Source organism: Arthrobacter jiangjiafuii (assembly GCF_018622995.1).
Classification (GTDB): Bacteria; Actinomycetota; Actinomycetes; order Actinomycetales; family Micrococcaceae; genus Arthrobacter_B; species Arthrobacter_B jiangjiafuii.
Genome location: NZ_CP076022.1, coordinates 1,654,624 through 1,678,722 on the forward strand (window position 1 = coordinate 1,654,624; position 24,099 = coordinate 1,678,722).

The 24,099-nt window shown below is 62.1% G+C and carries 29 protein-coding genes and 1 pseudogene; 21 read left to right on the plus strand and 9 right to left on the minus strand.

Features of this window, described 5'->3' with window-relative positions; all coding sequences use genetic code 11:
- Window positions 1-135: 135 nt before the first annotated feature.
- Both KKR91_RS07800 and KKR91_RS07805 read right to left on the minus strand, forming a co-directional pair.
- On the minus strand, window positions 136-603 hold the full coding sequence (locus KKR91_RS07800; RefSeq protein ID WP_210228408.1) for a GNAT family N-acetyltransferase: 468 nt from the start codon (window positions 601-603) through the stop codon (window positions 136-138).
- Between the two features lie 112 nt (window positions 604-715).
- Window positions 716-1,300 (minus strand): DUF3060 domain-containing protein, encoded by a 585-nt coding sequence (locus KKR91_RS07805; protein WP_210228410.1) that lies wholly within the window; start codon window positions 1,298-1,300, stop codon window positions 716-718.
- A 425-nt stretch (window positions 1,301-1,725) separates the two neighbouring features.
- On the opposite strand from KKR91_RS07805, the gene KKR91_RS17240 reads away from it, so the two are divergent.
- The gene (locus tag KKR91_RS17240; protein ID WP_475558891.1) at window positions 1,726-1,986 is read left to right on the plus strand and encodes a glycosyl-4,4'-diaponeurosporenoate acyltransferase CrtO family protein; all 261 of its coding nucleotides are present in this window, start codon (window positions 1,726-1,728) and stop codon (window positions 1,984-1,986) included.
- 403 nt (window positions 1,987-2,389) lie between these two features.
- Window positions 2,390-2,908, plus strand: a complete 519-nt coding sequence (locus KKR91_RS17190; protein WP_420481428.1) for an NUDIX domain-containing protein — start codon at window positions 2,390-2,392, stop codon at window positions 2,906-2,908.
- On the opposite strand, the gene KKR91_RS07815 is transcribed toward KKR91_RS17190, so the two are convergent.
- Window positions 2,858-3,355, minus strand: coding sequence for a tetratricopeptide repeat protein (locus KKR91_RS07815; protein WP_210228414.1), 498 nt, complete (start codon window positions 3,353-3,355; stop codon window positions 2,858-2,860). The genes KKR91_RS17190 and KKR91_RS07815 overlap by 51 nt on opposite strands.
- A gap of 232 nt (window positions 3,356-3,587) precedes the next feature.
- Window positions 3,588-4,021 (minus strand): annotated as a pseudogene (locus tag KKR91_RS07820) (NAD(P)-dependent oxidoreductase); the annotation flags it as partial.
- Window positions 4,022-4,261: 240 nt separating this feature from the next.
- On the opposite strand from KKR91_RS07820, the gene KKR91_RS07825 reads away from it, so the two are divergent.
- The 3 genes from KKR91_RS07825 (at window position 4,262) to KKR91_RS07835 (ending at window position 5,555) form a co-directional block, all read left to right on the plus strand.
- Entirely contained in the window at window positions 4,262-4,879 is a 618-nt protein-coding gene (locus tag KKR91_RS07825; RefSeq protein ID WP_210228416.1) for an ArsR/SmtB family transcription factor, read from the plus strand.
- On the plus strand, window positions 4,876-5,097 hold the full coding sequence (locus KKR91_RS07830) for a hypothetical protein (RefSeq protein ID WP_210228417.1): 222 nt from the start codon (window positions 4,876-4,878) through the stop codon (window positions 5,095-5,097). Before KKR91_RS07825 ends, KKR91_RS07830 begins: the two co-directional genes overlap by 4 nt.
- A 236-nt stretch (window positions 5,098-5,333) precedes the next feature.
- Window positions 5,334-5,555 (plus strand): GrpB family protein, encoded by a 222-nt coding sequence (locus KKR91_RS07835; protein WP_210228419.1) that lies wholly within the window; start codon window positions 5,334-5,336, stop codon window positions 5,553-5,555.
- A 133-nt stretch (window positions 5,556-5,688) separates the two neighbouring features.
- Here KKR91_RS07835 and KKR91_RS07840 read toward each other — a convergent pair whose 3' ends face one another.
- The gene (locus KKR91_RS07840) at window positions 5,689-6,693 is read right to left on the minus strand and encodes a DMT family transporter (RefSeq protein ID WP_273544692.1); all 1,005 of its coding nucleotides are present in this window, start codon (window positions 6,691-6,693) and stop codon (window positions 5,689-5,691) included.
- 72 nt (window positions 6,694-6,765) lie between these two features.
- Here KKR91_RS07840 and KKR91_RS07845 point away from each other — a divergent pair, with 72 nt between their 5' ends.
- The 5 genes from KKR91_RS07845 (at window position 6,766) to KKR91_RS07865 (ending at window position 10,479) form a co-directional block, all read left to right on the plus strand.
- Window positions 6,766-7,710, plus strand: a complete 945-nt coding sequence (locus tag KKR91_RS07845) for a LysR family transcriptional regulator (protein ID WP_210228423.1) — start codon at window positions 6,766-6,768, stop codon at window positions 7,708-7,710.
- Window positions 7,711-7,948: 238 nt separating this feature from the next.
- Complete coding sequence (locus KKR91_RS07850) at window positions 7,949-8,158, plus strand: hypothetical protein (RefSeq protein ID WP_210228425.1); 210 nt, start codon at window positions 7,949-7,951, stop codon at window positions 8,156-8,158.
- Window positions 8,159-8,497: 339 nt separating this feature from the next.
- A complete protein-coding gene (locus KKR91_RS07855) occupies window positions 8,498-9,343 on the plus strand; it encodes a MerR family transcriptional regulator (protein WP_210228427.1) in 846 nt (281 codons plus the stop codon).
- 192 nt (window positions 9,344-9,535) lie between these two features.
- Complete coding sequence (locus KKR91_RS07860) at window positions 9,536-10,156, plus strand: hypothetical protein (RefSeq protein WP_210228429.1); 621 nt, start codon at window positions 9,536-9,538, stop codon at window positions 10,154-10,156.
- Window positions 10,157-10,191: 35 nt separating this feature from the next.
- Window positions 10,192-10,479: a GrpB family protein gene (locus KKR91_RS07865; RefSeq protein ID WP_210228431.1), complete on the plus strand. Its 288-nt coding sequence runs from the start codon at window positions 10,192-10,194 to the stop codon at window positions 10,477-10,479.
- 85 nt (window positions 10,480-10,564) lie between these two features.
- Here the strand turns inward: KKR91_RS07865 and KKR91_RS07870 are convergent, their stop codons facing one another.
- The 3 genes from KKR91_RS07870 to KKR91_RS07880 all read right to left on the minus strand — a co-directional run bounded on the left by KKR91_RS07870 (window position 10,565) and on the right by KKR91_RS07880 (window position 13,113).
- Window positions 10,565-11,002, minus strand: a complete 438-nt coding sequence (locus tag KKR91_RS07870; protein WP_210228433.1) for a secretory carrier-associated membrane protein — start codon at window positions 11,000-11,002, stop codon at window positions 10,565-10,567.
- Window positions 11,003-11,277: 275 nt separating this feature from the next.
- Window positions 11,278-11,730, minus strand: a complete 453-nt coding sequence (locus KKR91_RS07875; RefSeq protein WP_210228435.1) for a GNAT family N-acetyltransferase — start codon at window positions 11,728-11,730, stop codon at window positions 11,278-11,280.
- Window positions 11,731-11,829: 99 nt separating this feature from the next.
- On the minus strand, window positions 11,830-13,113 hold the full coding sequence (locus KKR91_RS07880; protein WP_237687540.1) for an MFS transporter: 1,284 nt from the start codon (window positions 13,111-13,113) through the stop codon (window positions 11,830-11,832).
- Between the two features lie 217 nt (window positions 13,114-13,330).
- Here KKR91_RS07880 and KKR91_RS07885 point away from each other — a divergent pair, with 217 nt between their 5' ends.
- On the plus strand, window positions 13,331-14,671 hold the full coding sequence (locus tag KKR91_RS07885; RefSeq protein ID WP_210228438.1) for an APC family permease: 1,341 nt from the start codon (window positions 13,331-13,333) through the stop codon (window positions 14,669-14,671).
- A gap of 186 nt (window positions 14,672-14,857) precedes the next feature.
- Window positions 14,858-15,403 carry a hypothetical protein gene (locus tag KKR91_RS07890; RefSeq protein ID WP_210228440.1) on the plus strand — a complete coding sequence of 182 codons (546 nt, stop codon included), beginning with the start codon at window positions 14,858-14,860 and terminating at the stop codon, window positions 15,401-15,403.
- 102 nt (window positions 15,404-15,505) lie between these two features.
- On the opposite strand, the gene KKR91_RS07895 is transcribed toward KKR91_RS07890, so the two are convergent.
- Window positions 15,506-16,621 carry a type I phosphomannose isomerase catalytic subunit gene (locus KKR91_RS07895; RefSeq protein WP_337925357.1) on the minus strand — a complete coding sequence of 372 codons (1,116 nt, stop codon included), beginning with the start codon at window positions 16,619-16,621 and terminating at the stop codon, window positions 15,506-15,508.
- Between the two features lie 592 nt (window positions 16,622-17,213).
- On the opposite strand from KKR91_RS07895, the gene KKR91_RS07900 reads away from it, so the two are divergent.
- The 9 genes from KKR91_RS07900 (at window position 17,214) to KKR91_RS07945 (ending at window position 23,696) form a co-directional block, all read left to right on the plus strand.
- Window positions 17,214-17,720: a cupin domain-containing protein gene (locus KKR91_RS07900; protein WP_210228444.1), complete on the plus strand. Its 507-nt coding sequence runs from the start codon at window positions 17,214-17,216 to the stop codon at window positions 17,718-17,720.
- A gap of 65 nt (window positions 17,721-17,785) precedes the next feature.
- Complete coding sequence (locus tag KKR91_RS07905) at window positions 17,786-18,943, plus strand: acyl-CoA dehydrogenase family protein (RefSeq protein ID WP_210229688.1); 1,158 nt, start codon at window positions 17,786-17,788, stop codon at window positions 18,941-18,943.
- Window positions 18,944-18,957: 14 nt separating this feature from the next.
- Window positions 18,958-19,107, plus strand: coding sequence for a hypothetical protein (locus tag KKR91_RS07910; RefSeq protein ID WP_210228446.1), 150 nt, complete (start codon window positions 18,958-18,960; stop codon window positions 19,105-19,107).
- Between the two features lie 251 nt (window positions 19,108-19,358).
- Entirely contained in the window at window positions 19,359-19,640 is a 282-nt protein-coding gene (locus KKR91_RS07915) for a pyrophosphorylase (protein WP_210228447.1), read from the plus strand.
- A gap of 127 nt (window positions 19,641-19,767) precedes the next feature.
- Window positions 19,768-20,427, plus strand: a complete 660-nt coding sequence (locus KKR91_RS07920; protein ID WP_210228449.1) for a hypothetical protein — start codon at window positions 19,768-19,770, stop codon at window positions 20,425-20,427.
- A 2-nt stretch (window positions 20,428-20,429) separates the two neighbouring features.
- Entirely contained in the window at window positions 20,430-20,732 is a 303-nt protein-coding gene (locus KKR91_RS07925) for a hypothetical protein (protein WP_210228451.1), read from the plus strand.
- Between the two features lie 276 nt (window positions 20,733-21,008).
- Window positions 21,009-21,569 carry an RHS repeat domain-containing protein gene (locus KKR91_RS17005; protein WP_237687541.1) on the plus strand — a complete coding sequence of 187 codons (561 nt, stop codon included), beginning with the start codon at window positions 21,009-21,011 and terminating at the stop codon, window positions 21,567-21,569.
- Window positions 21,529-23,058, plus strand: a complete 1,530-nt coding sequence (locus KKR91_RS07940; RefSeq protein ID WP_237687542.1) for an RHS repeat-associated core domain-containing protein — start codon at window positions 21,529-21,531, stop codon at window positions 23,056-23,058. The genes KKR91_RS17005 and KKR91_RS07940 overlap by 41 nt, the downstream gene beginning before the upstream one ends.
- Before the next feature lie 17 nt (window positions 23,059-23,075).
- Window positions 23,076-23,696 (plus strand): SET domain-containing protein, encoded by a 621-nt coding sequence (locus tag KKR91_RS07945; protein WP_210228455.1) that lies wholly within the window; start codon window positions 23,076-23,078, stop codon window positions 23,694-23,696.
- Window positions 23,697-24,099: the final 403 nt, after the last annotated feature.

A 24,099-nucleotide genomic window follows, 5' to 3' on the forward strand; every position in this document is an offset into this window, starting at 1 on the left:
GGTCACAGTGCCATATGTCGCTGCCACAATCGAGCCATTTATCGTTGTGACTCACATGGTCGAGATTCTCTGGACAGGGGAGTGGCTCAGGAGTGCCGCGCAGGAGGATCCTTCGGTGGGTCACAGATTCAAGGTCTAGAGGTGCTTCTTCATTTTCGTGGTCACTATTTCGTAACCCATCGATTCGTAGAGTCCTCGGGCGCCGTGGTTGAATCCGAAAACGCTGAGTCCAAGAGTGTGGGCGCCTTGGGAACGCGCGTAGTCTTCCGCTAGATTCATTGCCTTCCGGCCTAGCCCTTTGCCGCGATGCTCCTCATCAACGACTATGTCCCACACCCACCAAGAGCGATTATCTTCAGAACTGTCGGTGCCAACCCAGAGGTAGCCAATGGTTGTGCCAGTACCGTCAAGAACATCGAACACGGCATTATCTATGGTTGGAATGTTCTCAGGAAACGCGGCATCGAGGCTCTCATAAGCGCGCCGATGTGCCTCTTGCGGGGATTCGCCTGTCGTAATGAGGTCGGATGCGTATTCATTGCGGCTTCGTTCCATCCAGGCAGGGAATTGTTGGGCGCTGAGTGGAATGAGCTGAACAGTCATTTGATCAGCTTGACAGTAACATGCAGGAGCGGCAAAGGCCGTTGCCGACATCCTCACGGAGCCTTGAATGGAACAGCCCGGTTCAGTCCCAAGGTAAACGTCACACCCGGGTTCATCGGGCCGAAACGGAGTTTGCACCCGTGGTTTCGACTAGGGGATCCCCCGAGGCATAGGTGACACTGTTGTTCTCCCCTTCGACGTCGATGTCACGGGTCTCCTCGGCACCGACCGTGTTCTCGGCTCCGTCGACATCAATTTCGGGCACATTCATGAGGTTGGCCTCGTTGTTGTTGCCGTCAATGTCGAGGCTTTCCGCGTCCTCACCGCTGACTGAGTTGTCATTGCCGCGGATATCGATGTCTTCACACTGACCGCTCGTCTTCACGCTGGTGCCATTGGCCTGGACGTTGATATCCCCACCGCCCGCGCACGTAATGGTGATGCTGGTGTTCGCTTCCGTAATTCTGTGTTCGTCACCGCGGTTGAGGGTGATCGCCGCGCCGGAACCACCTGGTGCCGCTGATGCGCTTGAGTCTGTCGGGGAGGCCGCCATGCTCTCCGGTGTTCCGGCACTGGCTGTTGATGGGGTTCCGGTTTCCGGGGGTGCCGGCGCCGGGCTGGCGGTGCATCCGGTGATGAGGGCCAGGCCCGCGAAGGCGGTGAGCACAGGTGCGGTGATACGGAAATTGCGGTACATGCGGATTCTCCTCAGCTAGACGGGGACGGGTGCTGGATGGCCTGCCCTGAGGGAACCTGCAGCTCCTCAACCAATACTCTTTTGGGGCCCTTCCGCTTGCCTGTCTATTCGCCGGCATGTTGAGCGGGACAGCCATGTTGACGCTCTTCATTGACCAAAGACGTGGCTGAAACGTCCTGCTTCAGGATCGCACTAAGGGACAGCCCGGAGAAAGGGGCTGGCTAGAATCGGGGGCATGGCAACGGGGGATCGACGAACGAGAGCAGCAGCACGCACCGGCTGCTCTCTCATCACCGCCCCGGCACTCATCGCGCAGACGGTTGTCCTCTTCCGTTCGACCGCAGCCGCTAATCGCGCCGCGCGCGGTATCCGGGTGATGTGATGGCAGCGCCTAGTGGACAACCTGGCTGACAGGTCCAGCACTGGTGGACGTTGCCCGCTACCGCTACCGGGTCAGACTATTTGAGCCACGGATTTACACCCTGCTGGGAGCGGAGGCACCCCGACGCTTACTCGACCTCGACGGCTGGAACAGGACCATCAAACAGATGCGTCGAACAGAGCAAGGAGCATCAGGGACAGCCCGCTTCCTTAGAGCGACCGAGCAGTCCGAAACCGGTCACCTTCGCGGCTTCTCCGCTACCGCAGTACTGGCCATCATGGCCGCGGCTACATCACACCCGTGAGGTGCTGCACTGATTCTGCTTCTCGGGATGATCCTTCACTTGTATCCCGTCATGATCCAGCGCATCACCCGCTTTAGAATCACCAGCCGACGAACCAACATCAACGGAAGCGGACGCTGAAGGATCCTCTGTCGTTATCTGGAAACGACTAGTTTCGAGTGATTGAGGAAACCTGCAAGGTCGGCTGCGTAAAGCCTGATCCGAGGTAGGTTTCTCCCCAGCGGGCACAACGTAGTGTGCGGACAGCAAGGTCAGAGCTGAGGGCCTCGTCGGGAGGAAATTGTGATCAAGCGGGGGAAACGTCGTTTCATGTCGTTACTTGCTGCCATTGCGGCGTCGATTGCAGGCGTTGTGGCGATGGTTTCGCGGTCGGGAACCTGTACTGACTTTGTTGCCGTGGCGGGTGAATGCAGTCTTGAGCCGTCGCCGTCCACCATCATCTTGGCGGTACTCCTTTGGGGCCTGGCGGTGTGGCTTCTCTACGTATGGTGGAGGAACGACCGGCGAGCATGAAGGCCTTGGAAAGCGGGGGCGCGGTTGCGAACCCGGCCAGAGCTTCAGGACAGCGGCCGTAGCTGAGTTGTTTGAGGAAACGGGCATCGTCGCCAAAGCAGAGGACCTCGAACCGTTCGCGAGCCTGTCTGATCCTTCAATTCACCCTCTGACCTACCCCAACGGCGATCAGGTTCAAGCCTTCGCTATATGTTTTGTGCTCGCTAACTGGGAGGGAAGCCTGTCAGCAGAAGAGTCCGAGGTCAGTGACCTTGGGTTCTTCCCGCTGGTTGATCCACCGTCTCCCACACATGCCCCGACTACCGGCGTTTTCAAGCAAATGAGGCGTCGCCTCAGGGATCTCCAGCACAACAGCTCGCTAGTGCTCGCCTTCGAGAGCACGAATGTAGGCGGCATTACCGTTGATTGACGGCTTGTACCGCTCGATGTCGGAAGAGCAAACGAACTTCGCCAGCAGTTCAAGCAATAACGCGATAGATCCATTTGGGCGGCCCGCCGCATGCAAGGTGATGGCCTCGAATGCCCCCAGTGCCGGGGAGTCTGGAAATGAAGCACGAGCTGCTTTGAAGACTTCTAGCGACCTCTCGTATGCTCCCACGTTCCTCAGCGTTGATCCGTACTGGACATAGCACCGGCGCAGCAGATCACCTTCAAGCCCGGCAGCAAGAGCCTTCTCGTAAAAACCCAGGGCGATGTCTTCCTGTCCTGCCGTGTCGTACGCACCGCCGATTTCGTAGAGCACTCGAGCGTTCTCGGGATGGGCAGCGTAGTACGGCAATAAAGCATCGATGGTTGGCTGCATGTTGTCGCGGTCTCGACGCTGGAATATGTGGTCGAGCTCATCGTTCAAAGTCATGGCATCACTTTCACATATAAAACCAACCGCATGCGCGTAAGCCCGTCGGTTGCGGGCAGTAGGCCACAAAGCACTGCGAAAACGTGCCATTTACGACTGCGCCTCACATATGAAGCTTTTCCGGAGTGCATAAGTGCACGGTGAGGGACCGGCTTACGGGCATCAATCTTGGGGTGTGTATCTTGCAGCTAGATTCCCCCTCGTTGGCCTGCTATCTTCAGCCGGCGCATGCTAGTTCATGGGTATCCGCGCTCAATGGCGTGTGCAGCGTCACTATGTCGCTCTGCTGCAGCAGATCATCCAGGGGAGCAAAGGTTGCGGACGTTTTCGGGCGCCTGTCATAGGCCAGTGTTTTGCATCCAAACCCACGGAGTCTTTCTATGACGGCTGTGCCGATTCGCCCTGTTCCCACTACTCCGACGGTCAGGTCCCGAAGTTCTTTCCCGCGTACGTTGCTCAATCGGTAATCGTGAAGATCGCTGCGCTGGATGGTGGGTTTGGCTCGGCGTAGTCCACGTCGATGTGGTCGTATCCAATGCTTCGGGTGGAGATATAACGAACGGCGGCCTCGCGTAGCGCCAAAAGCACGGGGTGCGGGATCCGGTGCTTATGGCCAGCACTGATGTAGCGGTTCCCGGCGGCCAGTCCGATGTTTGCTTCACCAACCCTGATAAGACAGGACAAGTCTTGGTGAGACGGGATGAAAGTAAGCCGCTAGACCAGTTCATTCCCCGATGGTCGCAAGAGCGGACGCCAGCACCAGGCCTCGGGGGGCGGGTGCAGGTGTGGTGGTCGCCGTCGATCAACTGGCCCGAGATGACACGCCACCAGATGGGGCTTGGAAGTGCAGAACACCAATGCAAAGAAAAGTTTGCAAATATATCTTTGCAGTGGCATGCTGGGGCCATGACCGCAGATTCATCTCCTGAGCCGAGTCCAACCCAGGACGGCGACCGCATTCTCGAAGGCCCCGTCCTCAAGGCCCTCGCACACCCCCTCCGTGTGCAGCTGCTCCAGGTTCTCTCTCAGTACGGGCCCCAAACAGCCAGCAGCATTGGCAAGCGGGTGGGGGAGTCGAGCGGTGCTACGAGCTACCACCTCCGGCAGCTGGCCCGGCACGGCCTTGTCCGTGAAATCACGGATCGAGGTTCGGGACGCGAGCGGTGGTGGGAGCGCACGCGCGGCGCCCTGACCATCAATGCACCCACGAAACAGGATCCCGCCGTCCGGGAAGCGGTCCGGCAGGTCAGCCGGACCTTCGAACGCGGACGCGCAGAATTGCTGGCTGCGTTCATGGCGAACGACCTGTCTGCAATGCCGCCGGAGTGGGCTGAGGCCCCGGTGATCAGCACGTTCAACGCCCACTTCACCGCGGATCAGTTGGAGGCGTTTACCCGGGACATGGAAGCGGTCCTGCGCGAGAAGCTCGAGAGCTACCGAAGCGATCCAAAGACACCCGGGGCCCGCCCCGTTCAGCTGCATTTCAACGCCTTCCCACTCATCGATACACAGGAGCCGACATGAGTTCTTCCGCCCGCGGGTACTACCAGCCCGCCCCCACCAGCATCCAAGCAGGTTTCACCTCCCGTGCCCTGACCCGCCTTGGCACGGCTTTCATCGCAGCCGGTTCCCGGCTCGCCGATCAGGATCGCTCCGCCGAGGTGGCGCTCTTTAAACAGCATGTTGAGCGTCGAACCGATGCCTGTGCCATCGCACACAGCGGCGTCTACCTGCTGCTGTAGAACACCAGGCACCACCCGAAGCAGAGATCCCTCAAAATGATCCACATAGTCCGGCGCTTATGGCCGGACGACGCTGGAAAGTCGACCCTCGCTGATGCGCTTAGCGCAGCCGAACGGGGAAGTTATGCCGTCATCGGCCTAGACGCAATTCGCAGGCTAGTGGCTTGGCAGCCAATCCCGGTACGAACTGCGAGTCCGAGAACCCCGCCACCGGCTAGTACGCACGCCGGAACGCGATGTTCACATTCATCTGTACGAACGAGACGATCCTGCAATCGGGGAGTATCCACTTCTTCGCAATCATTTGCGTCGCTTTCGTCGAGGACCGTGTCCTCTGCGAAAGAACCAAGAGAACTCTGCTCGATACGCAATGGGACGACATGAATGACTATGCCGATGCCAAGACCAAAGTCATCCTGGCGATCAAGGCGCGGGCAAGGGCAGCCTGCCGGCGTTGACGCTTTGTGAAACTCGCGGGAGAGGATCCCGTAGGAAACGTGAGATTAACGCCTACGGTGGAGGTGCGACGATACCCCTGGCCGCGATGCCGATAGCAGCCCGGCAGGTGGGGTCAGGGCCGGCGGGAGCTGGCTACCCTCGGCCCGTTGAAGTGCTTGGCTTCCTGACTGCGTCGCGGCGCCCCGGCGTCGTCGTTGCCCGGTGGCGTGTTTCGGACCGTAGTCCCAGATAGGTGCCGGTGATGATGAGCGCGGCACCTACGATGCCCAGGGGCATGAGCGTTTCCCGGCCGATGCTGATTCCGATGAGGACGGCCCAGATGGGCTCGGTTCCCATGAGGAGGCTGGCCCGGGATGCTGAGGTCTGTTGAATGGCCCAGGTCTGGACGAGGAAAGCGAACACGCTGCACGCCAGCCCAAGGTAGAGCACGCCGATCCATTCGCCAGCATCGAAGCTGTGCACGGCCTGGAGTACACCCTGGTAATCGGCGAGGGTATAGGCGACGGCGCAGACAGCGCTCTGGGTCAGGGTCAAAGTCAACGCGCTGTAACCGCGGCCCCGCGTGAGCGCGGAGACGGCGGTGACGTGGATGGATCGTACGGCCGCTGCGGCCAGGACGAGCAGGTCCCCAAGAGTCGGCGTGGCGAATCCGTCGCCGGAAACCAGAAGGCACACGCCCACCACCGCGACTACCCCCGCGATGAACACCATGCGCGGCAGCGGTACGTGGAACGCAACGCTTTCGGTGAAGGGGGTGAACACAATGACGAGACTGATGATCAGCCCGGCGTTCGTGGCGCTGGTGCCGGCGATCCCCTGGGTCTCGAGGATGAGTACCGCCGCCTGCGTGAAGCCCAGGACGACGCCGACTATGGTTTCGCGGCGCCCGGCCCTGCGGCGCTTCCAGACCAACCACATCAGGGCCAGTGCCAGCGTGGTGATCAGGAAACGCAGGGAGAGGAGGACGGTAACCCCAACCGTCTCGGTCAGGGTTTTGGCTGCAAGATAACTGCTGCCCCATACTACGGCGACCATGAGCAGCAATATGTCCACCCTGCGCGCAGCAAGAAGGGAGGTGAACGGGTTTCGTCGTTGAGTCCGGATCTGCGGCGTAGGACTCAGGGATGGAGTGGGCATTCGACAAGTCTTATGGCACTTGACCGATAAGACGAGAGGGCACTTGGTGAACTATTAGTTTAGATTTGCCTTATGGATCTCCATCAGTTGCGGCTACTTCGGGAGTTGGGCGAACGAGGCAGCCTTGCCGCCGTCGCCCGCGCGCTCCATGTCTCTGCGTCAGCTGTGTCGCAGCAGCTCACGGCGCTGCAGCGTCGGGTCGAGGTTCCTCTAACTGAGCGACGGGGACGGACCCTTGTCCTGACCGGTGCCGGCCAGGCCTTGGCCCGAGCTGCCGTCGATGTCAGCGTCGCGATGCGCTCGGCCGAGCAGGCTGTCAGCCAATACCTCCAAGATCCCCGGGCAGCAGTGAGTCTCTGCGCGTTCAACAGCGCGGGCCTGACGTACTTCGGCCCCCTGCTTCAAGACCTATCCGGTGATGGGAGTCCGCGGCTGATCTGCTACGACCAGGATGTGGGACAGGAAGACTTCCCTGCCCTGACTGCCGACTACGATCTGGTCATCGCGCACCGCCTTGAGCACAGTACGCCCTGGCCCGAAACAACCACCGTCCTGCCACTGGTGCGCGAACCGCTGGACGTCGCCATGTCAGACCGGCACCGCCTCGCCAACGCGCCGAGCGTCAGCATCGCCGACCTCATCGATGAAGAATGGGTGTCCGTCCACGATGGATTTCCGCTCATGCATGCTCTGCAAGCAATTGCCGTTCACTCCGGTCAACCCCTCAACGTCACGCACCGGATCAACGAATTCTTCATCGCGGCGGCGATCGTCTCCGCCGGCCCCGCCATCGCACTGATGCCCCGCCACACCGCGGCTCCACCGTCTGGCAGCGGAATCGTGCTCAAACCAATCCATGATCTACCGCTGGCAAGGCGCGTTGACATCCTCTGCCGGCCGGAAGCCCTGCACCGGACCGCTGTCCTGCAGGTCATTGCCGCTCTTCGAAGGACGTCGTTTTCTTCAGGCGGGTCGGGGGCCGCCGGCCTTGCTGAGGAGGTGGACTCTGCCGAGTAGCCGCCCCGCCCGTGGGCAGGCGCGCCGCTCTGATGGATCCCTTTAGGAACGACCCATGATGCGGGCGAACTCGCGTGGCGACAGTACGAATGGAGCAACGGAGCCCGGATCTGGTTCTACGTCCATGACCGGTCAGTGGTCCTTACGCGCAAAACCGCCGTCTGAGGAGGGTATAGCAGTGAAGGATCGGCTTTCGGGTGCCTCATCTCAGAATCACTGCGGCGGTTAGGCTGTGGATATGACTGCATGGAGTCGCTACCTGTTTGGGGTCTCGATTGTTATCGGGGTGGGCACGATGATGCTCGCTGAGAAGCTGCCGGAATGGTGGAGGCCGGTGTCGATCCTCGTCATGGTCCTGGCTGCTTCTGCTTTCCTAACGTGCTCCGTTCTGGAGTACCGACGCGGCCGCGCGGCAGCCGGCACGTTGGAGCAGCAGCTCTCGCCGTAGCCCCCTCTGAAGGTTGAGACAAGTGCAACCGGGCGTCGCCGCCCGGCGTTCGCTGCCGGATCATCTTGGCGGTACTCCTTTGGGGCATGGCGGTGTGGCTTCTCTACGTATGGTGGAGCGACGATTGCGAGCATGGCGCCGGGCCATGGAAAGTGGGGAGTGGAAGCGTCCCTCTCAACGAGCTGTACTTCTCGGCGTCGGGTCACAGTGTGCCGTTCGACGATGCCTTTTGGGCGGCTCGATTCGAACGCGGTAGGGTGATGCAAAATTGCACCGTCCGCAGCGTCAAGGAGCCCGACTTGGGCGCGACGTCCCGCCCCGCGATGGAAGGCCCCGCACATGGAATCATCCCTTATCCCGCTGCCGCCGCGTCAGATCGAAATCGGTGACGCGGCACAATTCGTTGGCACCACACCGGAAGCGATCGGTGGCTACCACGAGAATGGTCTGCTTCCCGAGCCCGAACGGGGCAGCGACGGCCACCGCCGATACGGCTACGAGGACATGATCCGGCTGCTGTGGATCCACAAGATGGTCGACGCCGGGATCGCCATGGACGACATTCGTGAAGTCCTTGCTGACGCGGCTCCTGCTGGTGTCGACAGCGGCCGCGAAACCGCCGTCGTACAGCGCATGCGCACCTTGGAGGGCCGGATGGGTCTACTCTCCGACCTCGTAGCCGGCCGCCTCAAGGGCCTGCCCGAGGGCTCACTGCGCCAGACGGACCTGGACAACCTGCTGGTCATGGAGCGGTTCTTCGGGCCACTCGGTGCGGCCGTCAATGCCGGCCGTTATATCGTCCTGGCCACTCACCCGGGTCTGCGGGAGGAGTCCGACCGCGTCGAGGCCGCCGAGGACGCACTCGATGACACGGTCGCCGCCGACGACCCCCGCGTGGCGCAAGCCGCTGCCGAACGGCACGCCTTCGAGCTGAAGCTGGACGCCGCCATCAACAATTCCGGCCAGGCGCAGAGCGACAATGCGCTTTTTGATTCCTGGGATGCTCTGCACCCCGCCGGCGCTGAAATTGCGGACGGGGCCGGCGGCCAGGACGCTGGCAGCGGGGAAAAGTGCGTGAGCCTCATCGAGGCTATTGGAATGATGCCCTACGATTACTCCCCGGCCCGCCTGCGTTGCATGGAACTGACCGGAGAACTCGCCGCCAACGAGTTGCCCGCTTCCTAAACAAGGACCGCCCGGGACAGCACCATTAGGACTGCAAACCGTACTGCCTCAATACTTAGACCCAGGAGCACCGTCTCAATTGTTCACCTCCCAACACGGGGCGGAACAGAAATATACAGCTCTATTTCGTGGCATTGGGATGACTGTGCATGGACGTCGATCAGGACACACCCGCCCAGCTAGGATTTCAGGATGGCCGAGGAAGGCACGGGTTTGGAAGAGTCAGGATGGGCCACTCACGCGCGCGAGTTCATCCCCTCAACGCATCGTGGCCTATCGATGCTGCGCCTTTACCTTCCCTTTCGAGACCCCACTCTCGATGACGGCAACAACATTGTGCGATGGTCCCGGTACGTCTCGGTAGAGGATCATTCTGCCTCGCTGGACTGGTTTGAAGCGACCGCAGGCATCGCCGAGGAACTGCCTTCCGTTCGCGGTCTCGTCTCCTGCATGGGCGTGTTGGATGAAGAAACCGCGAACGCCCTTCGTGATGCGATTGGCGCTGCCGAGCTCCAGTGTCTCCGTTGGATGGGCTACGGCGAAGCACCCCACACCAGCTCGCCCAGGCGCGTGTTCGGGGAGGAATACCTTCAGGCACGCCTCCGTCGTGAAGATGTGAAGGCCGGACGAACAATCCCGGAGTTCGCGTGGGATGCCGAACGTCGTCTCGCATGGGGTGGTCGGCTATACCCGGACTCGTTGATCGTGGCCGCCGAGCAACCCGTCTTTCGGCAGCTGATTAACGATCCCCGACTCGACACTGTGTCGGTGAGAGCTGAACGAGATGATCTGCCGCCGAGCGCAGGCGACTGACGAGTTTGCCCGCTGACGGGTCCTCCGTATATGGGATGCTCCAGGTGCGTACCAGCCGGGTCCGGGAACCACGGCACCGGCTGGTACGTACCCCGGAACGCGATGTTCACGTTCATCTCTACGAACGAGATGATCCTGCAATCGGCGAGTATCTGCTTCTTCGCAATCATTTGCGTCGCAACGTAGACGACCGTGTCCTCTACGAAAGGACCAAGAGAACTTTGCTCGATAAGCAATGGGGCGACATGAATGACTATGCCGATGCCAAGACCGAAGTCATCCTGGCGATCAAGGCCCGGGCCAGGGCAGCCTGCAGGCGTTGACGCTATAAGAAATTAGCGGGAGAGGGTCAGCGGGCGCCCACCTGCCGGCGTGGGCCGGTTTCGGGGCGGGTAGGAGGAATTGTCCCTAGGTGCCGTCATAACTGGATAGAGCGATGATCAGCAGGATAAAGAAAGCCGAGACCACTCCCTGCCAGATCAGGGACGGAATGATGTAGAGGCGGGCGGCGAGTCTTTTGTTCCCCGTGGCGAGCGCCACGATGAATCCCGTTACTCCTCCAAGCAGGGCGGTCAGGCCCGCAAACGCGAAGAAGTCATAGAAAGAAAAGTCGTTGCGCCAGAGCAGGTAGGAGGAGAGATGGTCAGTCAGGGGGCGGAAGGCGATTGCCCAGCCGATCGACGCGAGCACCATTCCCGTTATGGCTGCGGCACTGAATCGTGTCTGTTTGGGGTCGGTTACAGGAGGTACTTGGCCCGGATCTGCTGGCCGCACGTCCTGCACATCTGGATTCCGGTGCGGTCCAGGCTCCTGCCCGTTAAACGGTGTCTTGCCCTCTGCTGTCATAACCGGCCCCATCCGATGAGTTTTGCCTGGACTTAGGCATCCCTGCACCGCATCCAGTTGTTCGGAAACAGTCTGCCCCATATGTTTCTTTGCAGCCCGGACGACGCGCCCGCGCCGGAAAGATACGCCGGAAGCGGCCGCACGAATTGAACAACGGAGGCCGGATCTGGTTCTACGTCCGCGACCGGGCGGCGCCGCGTCGAGATCTGTTCGCAACGTAGAACAGTCGCCGCCATTAACATCCGAGCAATCCGCGTATTCTGCCGGCGTCAGGATTACCTGAGGGCCTTGGCGAACAGCACATAATCGCCGTCCTGCCCCGTGGTCTCATAGCCAGCACCCTGGTAGAGCAGGCGTGCCTGGTTGGTTCGGTGAACGCCAAGCTCCGCAATCCGGGCTCCGCTTGGGCGGGCCCGCTCTTCGAACGCATCAAGGAGGAGCCGCCCGAGTTCCTGGCGACGACGGCTGCCGAGAACATTGATCGAGACCAGCGTTGCAGCGTCACCGTCCAGACTCCACATGGCGTACCCGAGTGGGTGCCCGTCTGTATCGATGCAGAACAGCGTGTGGGGAAGGCAGTCGATCCAGAACGCGAGGTTCAGGTCCAGAGCCGCCATCCACCCCTGGTGCGCATCCGGCTCGATCGTCTCCATGTACTCCCGCTCTTGACGGAAGATAAAGGGCAGATCACTGACTTCTGCGAGGCGAAGGCGTGTTGGGGCGGTCATGGGCATGAGCATCTCACATCAGGTTTATTTGATTGGTCATGTGTGGACCGTAGGCGCCGGAGGTGTCGATGTGGGGGCTGAGCCGTGGTCCAGCCCGGTTCAGACCGTACCCGTGTGCCGCCGCCGTACGGTGAGCACGGCGAGCGGAAGCAGGACCGCAGTGGCGAGGACCGAAAGTGCCGGGAAGCTGCTGGCGGCCAGCAGCGGGCCGGCGGCAAAGGCCGCTACGGCGCCGCACAGGTTCGCGAGGGCGTCGACGCCGCCCTGCGATGACGCACGGGTCTCCGCCGAGACGACCTTGCTGAACAGTGCGGATCCGGCAACATTAACGAAGGACCAGCCGACACCCAACAGGAACAGCGACACCATGATCCAGCCCGTGTCCGAGGGCCGGAGGGCGCCGACGGCCGCGGAGGCCGCGAACACCAGGATCCCTCCCACGATGCTGGGTCTGTGCCCATAGCGGTCCACAATAAATCCGACCAGGGGCGCCAGCGCGTACATACCGGCGATGTGCAGGCTGATCGTGATGCCGATGACCGTAATCGATCCGCCCTGGTGCGCAAGGTGCACCGGGGTCATCGTCATGATCGAAACCATCACCACCTGGGCGGAGAGGATCGCGATCACGGCGAAGCGCGCCGGCCGGTTGATGCGCAGTTCGGCCAGGATGCGGCGGACCGGGGCACGTTTCTTACCGGCCGGTGCCGTGGGGGAGGGTGCACTGGCTTGCAGGATCAGCAGCGGGTCGGGCTTAAGCCAGAGGAACACGATGACGCCCGCCAGGCCCAGGCAAGCGGCGGCGACCAGGAACGCCCCGGCGAACACGGAGAGCCCGGTGGTCCGGTGGATGATCTCGCCCGGCACCCCCAGGTTCGGGCCGAGCACGGAACCGATGGTGCCCACCCACACCACAAGGGCCAGGGAACGGCCCTTGTGGTGTGGTTCGGCGAGGTCGGTCGCGGCGAATCGGGCCTGGAGGCTGACGGCGGACCCGGCGCCGATCAGCAGCAGACCGATGAACAGTGGCACCACGAGGCTCCATTGGGCCGCCGCGACCAGGATCGCCGCGCCGGCGGCGGCGGTCCACCACCCGGTGGCCAGGGCGATCCGGCGGCCGCGGCGGGCGGCAAGGTTCCCCAGCGGCAGGCCGAGCAGCGCCGCCCCGAGCGTGCTGGCCGTCCGCGCCAACCCCGCCCAGGCTTCGCTGTCGGTGACTTCGCCGGCCAGCAGCACACCGATCGAGGGGGCAACGCCGACGCCGACGGTGCCGATGATCTGCATAAACACAAGCACGTGCATGGTGCGCCGCTGCACCAGGCCCAGCGGATCCGGTGCGACGGCGGAATACGGTCCGCGGGCGGGCGGCTGGGGGTCTGGCACTGGCGTCCTTCGTCGTGGGGATTCGAGGCGGCTTGCCGCGCACGGCCGTCGGCTGGCGTACCCGCACTCACAGCCTCACCCTATATACACGCTCGGGCTCCCTGTACGCACATCGCGACACGGTAATTTGTGCCCGCCTCCGGGCCTGAACGCTTTTTGTGCACTGTATTTCGCCCAAGTGGTTGCGCAGGGACGGCAAACGAATTCCAATAGCCCAATGACAAAAGATTCCGGCCCGACTACATCAAAACCACAAACCGGGCTCAAGCGGGCAATCGGTGCGCCGCTGCTGTTCGGGTTTATCGTGGGCGACACCCTCGGCGCCGGCATCTACACCCTCGTGGGGACCATGGCAGCCGATGTCGGTGGCGCCATCTGGATACCCCTGCTGATCGCACTGGTGGTCGCGCTGCTCACTGCGGCAACCTACGCGGAACTGATCACCAAATACCCGCACGCCGGGGGAGCAGCGCGTTATGCGGACCGGGCTTTTGGCATCCCCTACGTGTCATTCCTCGTCGGCTTCCTGATGATGGCCTCAGGAATCACCACAGCCGCCGCTCTCGCCAACGCCTTCGCGGGCGATTACCTCACCGCGCTCATTGATGTGCCAGCCGCCCCCGCGGCGGTCGCGTTCATCATCCTGCTGACCCTGATCAACCTTCGCGGCGTCAAGGAGTCCCTCGCCGCGAACCTCGTAGCTTCTGTAATCGAGGTCACCGGTCTCGTCATCGTCATCGTCGTCGCCGCCATCGTCTTCGCCTCCGGCAACGGGGAACCGTCCCGGCTCCTTGAGTTCGCACCGGATGTACCGCCGTTCCAAGGCGCCTTCGCGGCATCGATCGTCGCGTTCTTCTCTTTCCTGGGCTTCGAGGCCGCAGCAAACATGGCCGAGGAAGTACGTAACCCATCCAAGGCCTACCCCCGCGCACTCTTCGGCGCTATCTGCAGTGCCGGGCTGGTCTATCTCCTCATCGCTCTCGGTGCGGTCATCGTCATGCCCCCGGCCGAACTGGCTGACTCCACCGGACCCCTGCTCGACGTCGTCGCCGCCAGCGGTGTGGGAATCCCGCCCGGACTATTCAGCATCATTGCCCTGATCGCCATCGCGAACGGAGCACTGCTGTTCATGGTGATGGCCAGCCGTGTCGGCTACGGGTTGGCGGAAGCAGAACTGCTCCCTCGGGCCTTCGCGCGCGTGCTGCCAGGCCGACGCACTCCCTGGGTCTCCATTGTTGTTGTTGCCGGATTGACGATCGTCCTTACCCTCACCGGAAATGTCGCCACACTGGCCGAAACCACCGTGCTGCTCCTGCTCCTGGTGTTCCTTTCGGCCAACGTCAGCGTCCTCGTCCTCAAGAAGGACAAAGTCGACCACGACCACTTCAGCGCCCCCAGAATCCTGCCGGTCCTCGCGATCATTGCGAGCATCGCGCTCCTCACACAACAAAGCGCGACCGTCTGGCTCGGTGCCGCTGCCTACATTGTGGTCGGATCCTTACTGTTCCTAGCTGCCCGGGCCGGACGCAAACGCGGGGAACGCTTGAGTGCCAGCTAACTCGCGGGGCACGCCCACAGGTTGTTGGGCAAGTACTCACCGCTGACGGCGGGTTCGGACTCTAACCGCCTCCGACCCCCCCGATGCCGCCCCCGGAGCCGGCGCTTAGGGCATGTGCCGTCCGGGATAGGCTACTTACCGTCGCGGCGAATCCGCCGCGGAACCTTTCAGCTTTATGGGGGAAGCATGTCCGAGAAATTGGCGCAGGACGCCAGTCATAGTTCAACAGGTGTCCAGCCGACAGCCACCAAGGCGGCTCCGGCCCGACCCAAGAGCGTGGAGACCGCCTTCTGGCTGCTGGTCGCCGCAGCGGTTTTGGTCCTGGTCAGGATTGCGGTGGGGATCGCGGTGGTGAACTCCGCGGGGCACAAGGAAACCATCGGGGAGGCCCTGGGGGAGGCCAACATACCCTTCTGGGTCGAGGAGCAAATCTCCGGCTACGTGTGGCCGGGCATCATTACCGCCGTCATTCTCGTGGCGATCGCCCTATTGTCCCGAGTGGGATACGGCTGGCCCCGGATAGTGCTCATTGTTGTCACGGTCTTTACAGCGTTGAATACACGGGTGCAGTTCTTCGCCAGCATCATCACGGTCTACGAGACGGCCTGGGTGACCCTGGTGTCTGTCCTCTTGACCTTGGCCGCGGCGGTCCTGCTGTTCCTGACCCCGTCTGGGGCCTACTTCAAGTCGATGCGGCAGTACCGCAAAGGTAAGAAGCTCAGCCAGGCCTAGGGGCTAGTCCACGCACGGCACGAAACACGGAAAGACGCCTTTGACTCAAAGGCGTCTTTCCGTGTTTCAGCCGTGTTCAGCCGGGCAAAGGTTCAAGGGCACCTAGAGCGTTGAGGCCACGAAGATCTGGGACGGTCCCGTGAATGTGGCCGTTGCCGGCTCCCCGGCGTACAGGATCTTCGCTTCGGGCTTCATATCCACCGTGAACTCATCCACGGTGATGCAAGCGGGTTCTATCGCGGCCAGCGCTACGCTCAACGGTCCCACGCGGACGGCCTTTGGGCCATCGCCTACGACCACCCGCCGCAGGTCCAGATCGTCGCTCCAGAGCGGAATGCGCTGCTCGCCGTCGCCGACGTCGAGCAGGGGCAGGGGAGAAGGCTGCGGCTGTCCGTGGCCCGTCAGATCCTGCAGTTCGCAGAGATCGACGTACTCCTTGGTCAAGCCGGCCTGCAGCGCATTATCGGAGATGCCCATAATGAGCACTGCCTGGCCGGACAGGTAGGTATGCAGGCAGCCGGGAGGAATAACTGCCGCATGCCCAGGGTCAAGCTGGATCAGCTTCATGCAGACTGCCAGCAAGATGCCCCGGTCATGTGGAAACTGCTGCTGCAGCTGGCGTACGACGGCGACCACCTCGGCGGCCGGCCCTTCAACGTGCCCGATCCGGTCCACGGCCTCGGCTGTCTCCCGCAGTGCAGCTGCGGTTTCGTCAGCCGTCATGCGCAGTACGGAGTGGATGGCGGTCTCATGGCGGAAGGAAAGGTAGGAACGCAGCCACGGCAGTTCCAGCCCGGCAGCGACGGCCTGAAGTTCTTCCGTGGTCCGTTCTCCGGCCAGCACGCGCAGGGGTGTGAGGGCTATGGCGACCTCGCACTTCGGGTGGCGGTCCTTGTAGTTACGGTTTTCGGCGCCCAGCGGCAGGCCCCGGGCCTGTTCCCGTATGAAACCCGCCAGCGCCTGCTCCCAGTGCGGGTGCAGCATGATGGGCGGCGGAACATCGGCGTCCAAGACTCTGAGGCGGAAGGGAAACGGAGAGCCCGTTTCGGATTCTGGATGGGGGAGTGCCACCGCTCGGTCGCTAGCAAACCGCTCCAGCGTCTGCCGGTAGGTCGCGGGATCCCAGTCAATGAGCAGGCCACGGGAGGGCACGGGCGAAGGTTGGCGAACGGTTGCTACGGACCTTGAGAAAGCGGAATCAGTACGCACGGCAGTCACTTACATCACCAGAGTGGAACAGAGACGGAGCGGATAGGGACCGGATGGCCGGACACTCACACAACCGGATCATTTAATTTTAGTCCTTCCAGCCGCAAAGTGAATGGGGAACCAGGGGAGCTCGCTGTGACTTTGACCATCGACGCCGTCGCGAGCCTACGCGCCCGTGAGCAGGGCCCCGGTGCCAGTGGCAGCGGTCAGCAGATCCGCCGGCCACAGGGCGCTGACTGCGCCTGGCATGCAGGTCACCGCGAGGCACCCTGTCCGGCGGCCTAACCTGGGGCGGGGCCGATGTTTCGTCCAGCATCTTCGGAGTCGAGGTTTATTCCGGCGAAGCGGGTTCGAACGTTGAGAGAGCAGATCTGGCGGTTTCGGCCTATCCACAGTGCAGATCTGGCGACATAAAAGTGCTCGAGGCCGCCGTACCTGAACTCTCGCTGGCTGGTCGGGTGGTAAATGTGCGGATACTCGCCGTACCTGTACTCTCGCTGGCGGATCGGCGGCGGATCGGCGGCGGATCGGCGGCGGATCAGCGCTGGTAGCGGCGGGTGGCGGCGCCAGCATCACCACCGCAGGGATTTCGGCAGGAGCGATGAGCATGGATGCTTTGGAGGCGCTGGTTGAGGGCCCGCGGGCCCGGGGCGCGTTTGTGCTGCGCCTGGAACTGGACAGTGACTGGTCCATCCGGGTGGCCGATGAATCCCTGCTGACGGTGATGCCGGTCCAAGCCGGCAGCTGCACCGTCACCACGGAATGGGCCGCGGCGCATGCCTCGGCGGGCGACGTCGTCGTAGTGCGCGGTCCCGGCGCCTATTCCGTCGCCTCGGACCCGGACCGGCCGCCGGACTTCATCATTGAGCCGAACCAGGTGTGCATCGATGTCGACGGCAACCGCCTGGTGGAATCGATGCGCCGCGGCATCCGCACCTGGGGTACCACGGCAGAGGGGGTGGACCGGATTCTGGTGGGCACGTATGCCCGGCCCCTGGAAGTCGGCCGGCTGTTGGTGGAGCTGCTGCCACGGAATGCGGAAGTGACGCAGGCCAGGGATAGGATCCAGAGCGTTGAGTCCGGCGCCGCCCGAGGAGGAACCCTGTGAACAGCACCACCCCCGTGAATGCCGAAAACCTTGCGGCCGCAACCGTCGAGCCCGACACTGATCCGCTGGCCACCTCGGACGTGTTGAATCTGGACGGGCTGCTGAGCGCCCAGGAACTTGAGCTGCGCGACGTCGTCCGCGGTTTTGTCCGCGACAGGATCAAGCCCAACATCAAGGCCTGGTACGAGGACGCGCACTTCCCGGTGGAGATCGCCCGCGAATTGGGGGAGCTGGGCCTGCTGGGCATGCACCTGCAGGGCTACGGCTGCCCCGGCCGCTCCGCGGTGGAGTACGGCATCGCCGCGATGGAACTGGAAGCCGGTGACTCGGGGCTGCGCACCTTCGTGTCCGTCCAGGGTTCCCTGGCGATGAGCGCCGTTCACAAATGGGGCTCGGAGGAGCAGAAAAACACGTACCTGCCGGGCATGGCGAAGGGCGAAATCATCGGCTGCTTCGGGTTGACCGAGCCCACGGCCGGTTCGGATCCGTCCAGTATGCAGACCACGGCAGTGCGCGACGGCGACGGCTGGGTCCTCAACGGTGTCAAGCGCTGGATCGGGCTGGCGTCCATCGCGCAGATCGCGGTGATCTGGGCGGCCACCGACGAGGGGGTGCGCGGCTTCCTGGTTCCGACCGACAGCCCCGGCTTCACTGCGGTCCCGATCGAGCCGAAGCTCTCGATGCGCGCCTCTATCCAGTGCGACCTCACCTTCGAGGACATCCGGCTGCCCGATACCGCCCGGCTGCCCGGGGCCAAGGGCCTGCGTGGACCGTTCTCCTGCCTGAATGAAGCCCGGTACGGCATCATCTGGGGTTCCATGGGCGCGGCCCGCGACAGCTATGAGGAAGCCCTGAAGTACTCGCTGCAGCGGATGCAGTTCGACAAGCCGCTGGCGGCCTACCAGCTGACCCAGGAAAAACTGGTCAACATGCTGCTGGAAATCCAGAAGGGCACCCTGCTGGCCATCCACACCGGGCGGATGAAGGACGCCGGCACCCTGCAGCCGGTGCAGATCTCCGTGGGCAAGCTGAACAACTGCCGCGAGGCGATAACCATCTGCCGGGAGGCCCGCACCATCCTGGGCGGCAACGGCATCACACTGGACTACTCGCCGCTGCGGCACGCGAACAACCTGGAATCGGTGCGCACCTACGAAGGCACCGATGAGGTGCACACCCTGATCCTGGGCCAGCACATCACAGGCTCACCGGCGTTCCGGTAGGGGGCGGGCATGGGATGCGAAACCATCCCGGCCGAGGTCGGGGTCTTCTCGGCACCATCAACATCAACCGGCCGGAAGCCCGCAACGCGCTGAGCAAAACCGTACTGCGGGAAATCCGGGCTGCGCTGGAGGACTTCGCGGTCCGTGAGGACGTCCACCTATGAGGGCACCGATTCCGTGCAAACGTTGCTGATTGGACGGGCCATTACTGGCATTTCCGCCTTCAGCCAGTAATACCCGGCGCATAAGCACGCTGTGGCTGTTGGCTAATAGCACCGTCCCACGGAGGCTAACAGCGGCACATTGTCTTGGTTTTACTGTGGATTTATGGCAGTGGTGTTGATAGCGTCACCCTCGTCCGGTTGCCGACTATTACTTCGGCGAAGAAACAGCTTTCACAAATGGGGGAATCTATATGTCACGCGTGTTGTCTACTGAGCAGGCCAAGTCAGCCATCCAGCAGGTCCAGTCCATCGTTAATGGTGGTTTCACCGATCAGATCTCGGCGCTTGATGCGCAGGGCAAGCTCTTGTCGGATCCGAACGTCTGGGATGGCCCGCTGGCAGCTCAGTTCCGTGGTTCAACATGGCCTGAAACGAAGGCTGCCCTGGACAAGGCCCGGGAAGAACTGGAACAGCTGCGCACGCAGTTGGACAAGATCTCGCAGAACATTTTCTCCGCCGGCGGCGGCGCGTAGTCGGGTTCATTCCTGACTGATTTCTCGTGTGACAGCCGGGTAGCCGCTCCGCTCCTGAGCGGACGGCTGCCCGGCTGTTGCACTATCTTGTCTTAGTTCTTTTCTTGTCCAGTGGGGGGCATTTGTTGTGACCGATTACGTTGAAGTGCCGTTGTTGTCGCATGATTCCAGGGGCCGGTTTGAATACGGCGTTGCGGGGGCAATGAAAGCCGGGTTTGAGTCGGCGGCGGCACAGCTGGACGAGCAGGGCGGTTCCCGGACGTCAATCGTATCCGCAGCCAAAGAGGACTTCACGGGACGTTTCTCGGAGATATTCCAAGACAACGCTACGACTGCGGCCTACGACGCCAAGGCGCTGGCAGACGCGTTGCGGGACGTCGCCGGTTTTGTAGGAACAATGATCGAGGCCGGACGTAAGGAAGACGAGCGCCGTCGGCAGAACAATGAATGGGTCTGGCGGCATAACAACCGCACTTGGCTGGAGGAGATCGGTGATTGGTTCGGGGGAGAGGAACCACGGCCGACCGACCAGCGCGAACCGGCACCGAGCTTTCCCCAAGCTACAGCTGCCTCCGGCCCCCGGCAGACCCAGCCCGGCGCTGGGGGCAACGGTCCCATCGACAGTGCTTTTAAGGTCCGTTTCCCCGCGGGAACCGCTGTTTATGAAGGAGCCGTTGCCCCGCAGACAGCGGCTGATGGAAGGATCTATCCAGGCGGTACTCCTCAGGTTCATATCAAGGAGTCGTGGAAAAAGGGTGAAGTCATCGATACATGGAGATTGGAGTAAACATGGCAGACAACTTGGACAGTGTGGTGCGTAACATGTCCAGATTCGCTGAATTACTTTCGCTAGTAGGCCTCCCCGAGTTGGGTCAAGGCTATAAGGAAGAAGCGAAAAAGCTGGATTGCGACAAGTCGGAGCCAGCCGTTGCCGCAACCCGAGATTGGATTAGAGAAACCTTCACGTACCAAGGCAGTGGCAGCATTCCGGATCGATATGTCGCAAAAAAGGATGGTTCAGCGGACCTTCCCCTGACCACCGAATATCACGAATTAATGCATGCTCTCGGTGCTTTTGTCGCGGACCGCTAATGTAGATGACCAGTCCCGGCGTATTCAGAACCCTGCCTGCCGAACAGTTATGTGAAGCCTTAGGATTGAATCCCAAGTGAACCGAGTAATGACTTGCAGAATGCCGGCGATGGACTTTTCGCTACCGAATCCGGTCCTATCGTCGAGATCGCTAAGGGAGGAATTAGCGAATGAGTGTTCGGTAGGCGGCGCCTTTCCGGGTAGTCCTGTCGGCGTCACATTGGCGCCCTCGCCGGTACTTCTCCTGCGCGCAGAACTGTCCGCGGCGGGCAGGGTATGTCGTGGTCCTATGACGCTGACGGGCACCGCACCGGGTTCACCGACGCCACCGGAACCACCACGATCTACGTTCGCGACGCCGTCGGCCGGGTGAAGGCCGTTCGCAATCCGCGGCTCGGGGAGGCTGTGTTCACGCATGACGCGGCCGGGCGTTTGACGTCGGCAACGGCAGGGGAGCTGGTGCAGGAATGGGTGTACCGCTACGGGTATCTGTCCGAGCACAGCCGCACCGACCGTTCAGCCCCGGATGCCTCCGCCGATATGACCTTGATTGGCCGGGATGAGGACGGCCGGATCACCGGGCTGACCCGGGCTGGCACGGTGACCCGGTACGGGTATGACGGGGCGGGTCAGCTCGTTGCTGCAGCCACCACGCCCCTGGGGAAAACCGGCGCTGCGGCCACCGCCCGCGCAGGTCTCGGAGTGGGAGTACGACGACGGCGGCCGGCTGGTCCGCGAATACACCCCGGCCGGGCCCCGCACCTATACCTGCGACACGGCGGGGCAGTTGCTGTCGGTGACCGATGCGGATGGGTCCCGGACGGAGTACGTCTATGACGGACTGGGCCGGCGGTCACGACTGATCGGCCCGGACGGGGCCTGGACCGAATACGCCTGGGGTGAGACCGGGTATCTGCAGGGGACTGTGGACCGCACCCCGGACGGGGCCGAGACCGCCCGGCACGAGTTGTGGGTGGATGCCCTGGGTGAGCTGGCGTCTGTGGATGGATGCGAGGTGTGGTGGGACAGTGCCAGCGGAATCCCTTCCCCGGCCGGCGTCGGCGACGAGCAGGTGTTGAACCTACCCGGTGGTGTCACCGGGGTTGCGGATGCCTGGATCGCCCCCGGGTGGCGTGCTGCCCGGCCGACGGATGAAACCGATCCGTGGGCGGTGCTCGGGGCGTCGGTTATCCCTGAACCCGGAACCGTGTCCGGCATGGGTGCCGGATCCGGTTCCGGGGTTTCCACCGGTTTGCCGGCCGGGATCAGCCTGACCGGTAGCGGTGGCCTTGATGTTGCCGGTCTGGAATGGCTCGGTGCGCGGGCGTATGACCCTGCCGCCCGGGGATTCCTCTCCACGGACCCGCTTCCCCCGGTCCTGGGTGCGGGCTGGGACGGCAACCCCTACGCGTATGCGGGGAATAACCCGCTGAACGCGACTGATCCTACCGGTCTGCGTCCGCTCACGGATGAGGATCTGAAAGCCTATGACGCGTCCAGCCGTGGTGCTTTCGCTGCCGTCGGTGACTGGATGTCGGACAACTGGGAGTACGTTGTCGGCGGGGCCGCGATTGTGGGCGGGGCGGCGTTGCTGTTTGTCCCCGGCGGCCAGCTCGTCGGTGCGGGCCTAATCAGTTTCGGTGACGACGTCGTGATCCAGAAAGCGACCACGGGTGAGGTGAACTGGGCCCAGGCCGGGGTCTCCGGCGGTCTGGGCATGGTCGGTTTCGGTGCGGGCGCAGCGGTGGGCAGGGCGTTCAACAACCCCGTGGTGCGTGGTGCTGTAGAAGCCGGCGTGGACGGGACCATCAGCGGGGGTGGAGAGTATTTGGCTCAAACGAAAGATCCGAGCCTCGCCGGCCTCGCGCGTGCAGCGGGAACTGGTGGTGTTTCTGGGTTGGTGCCGGTCCCGGGTCCGTCCGGGGGTGTGAATCGCTTGGACCAACTGACGTCCACGCCGAAAAGAGGGGGCGCGGAGCTGGTAGCCAAAGGGCAAAGGGGAGTGAACGCATCAATCGCTGCCCTGCTTGAGCGCGGTGACAAACTGCTTGGTACTGAGATAACGATAAAGGTTGAAGTGGGCGACAGACTCATGCCTGTACGACCGGACATCTTGGCGGAGACGCCCGACGGTACTATGTACATTATTGATTCCAAGAATGGGCCTGAGGCAAGGCTGACAGGCAATCAAAGGATTGGGTATCCGATACTTGAGGAACAAGGCGGTATCCCGGTGGGGAAAAATGCCGAGGACGCGGGCCTAATTCCAGGGAGGCGGATTGGGCCAATTCGGGTTCAAATCGATAAATACGACCCCGCTATATAGTCAAACAGGAGAGTTGCATGTCAGCGAAGGATGAATTGTTCATTGCGTGGGATGGACTCGTCACGCAACACGGATTCCGTAAGTCGCGTTCCATTCATACGCTGCCTCTGGGAAAAGACTGGCAGGGATGGCTGGGATTGAACTCTGCGAGCTATCAGGGTGCCGGGCCGGTCGACGTGCTGCCTGTGGTGGGGGTGCGCTGGAAGCCTCTCGAACAGGTATTTAGGGAGCTGAATCCTCAACTCCCTAAAAGCGTGTCGCCGACGCTGTCCCAGCCGTTGAGTTACGAGCTGGTCAAGGGGCCTCATAACGGCGCCCAATGGCGTGTAAGGGATGCCACGGGTGAACCTTTTCACCTGGAAGAGGTCTTGGACGATGTGGTCCGTTGGGGTATCCCGTTTATGGAGTCCCTGTGTGACCCAGAAGGAGTTGTCGAGAAGCTGCGGCCGCCCTCACATTTCAACCCCAACCCAGGTCTTCCATTGGAGACCTATCCGATTGCCCTGGTGCTGACCGGCCGGCAGGCGGAAGCGGTGGACTTTGTGAGGGAACACCAGCGTGAAGCGGCAAATAGACCGGATCCTGCCTCTCGGGACTACGTGGCATACGCAGACCGTTTTCTGGAGAAATACGCATAAGCGCGGAAGACTAGTTTGGTCAGTTCGGTCACCACCAGTCGTCCCGTTCTTCGTGGAGTGCTTGGCTAGTTGTTGTGGATTCATAAGTGAAGAAAATACTGCGGTGGTAGGCAGCGCAGCCGATGCCAGGTATCGGGATCCTTGGATGAAAGCCCCGGCCATTCCCAGTGGGTTACGCCTTAAATGGTAAAGATTGACGCACATCAACAGTCGACCAGAAGTGAGTTGGCCTTGCCTTCAGCGAACACCATGGAAAACCTGGCACAATTCCAGATTCCTGAGGGTACCCAGTACCTTTCCGGACGCGTCGGTCCCAACTTTGGATATCCTGGCGGCGGATTTCAGTACTAGGTACCCGACCCCAGTGTGTTGAACAGAATTGAGTAGAAATGCAAATTGAAGG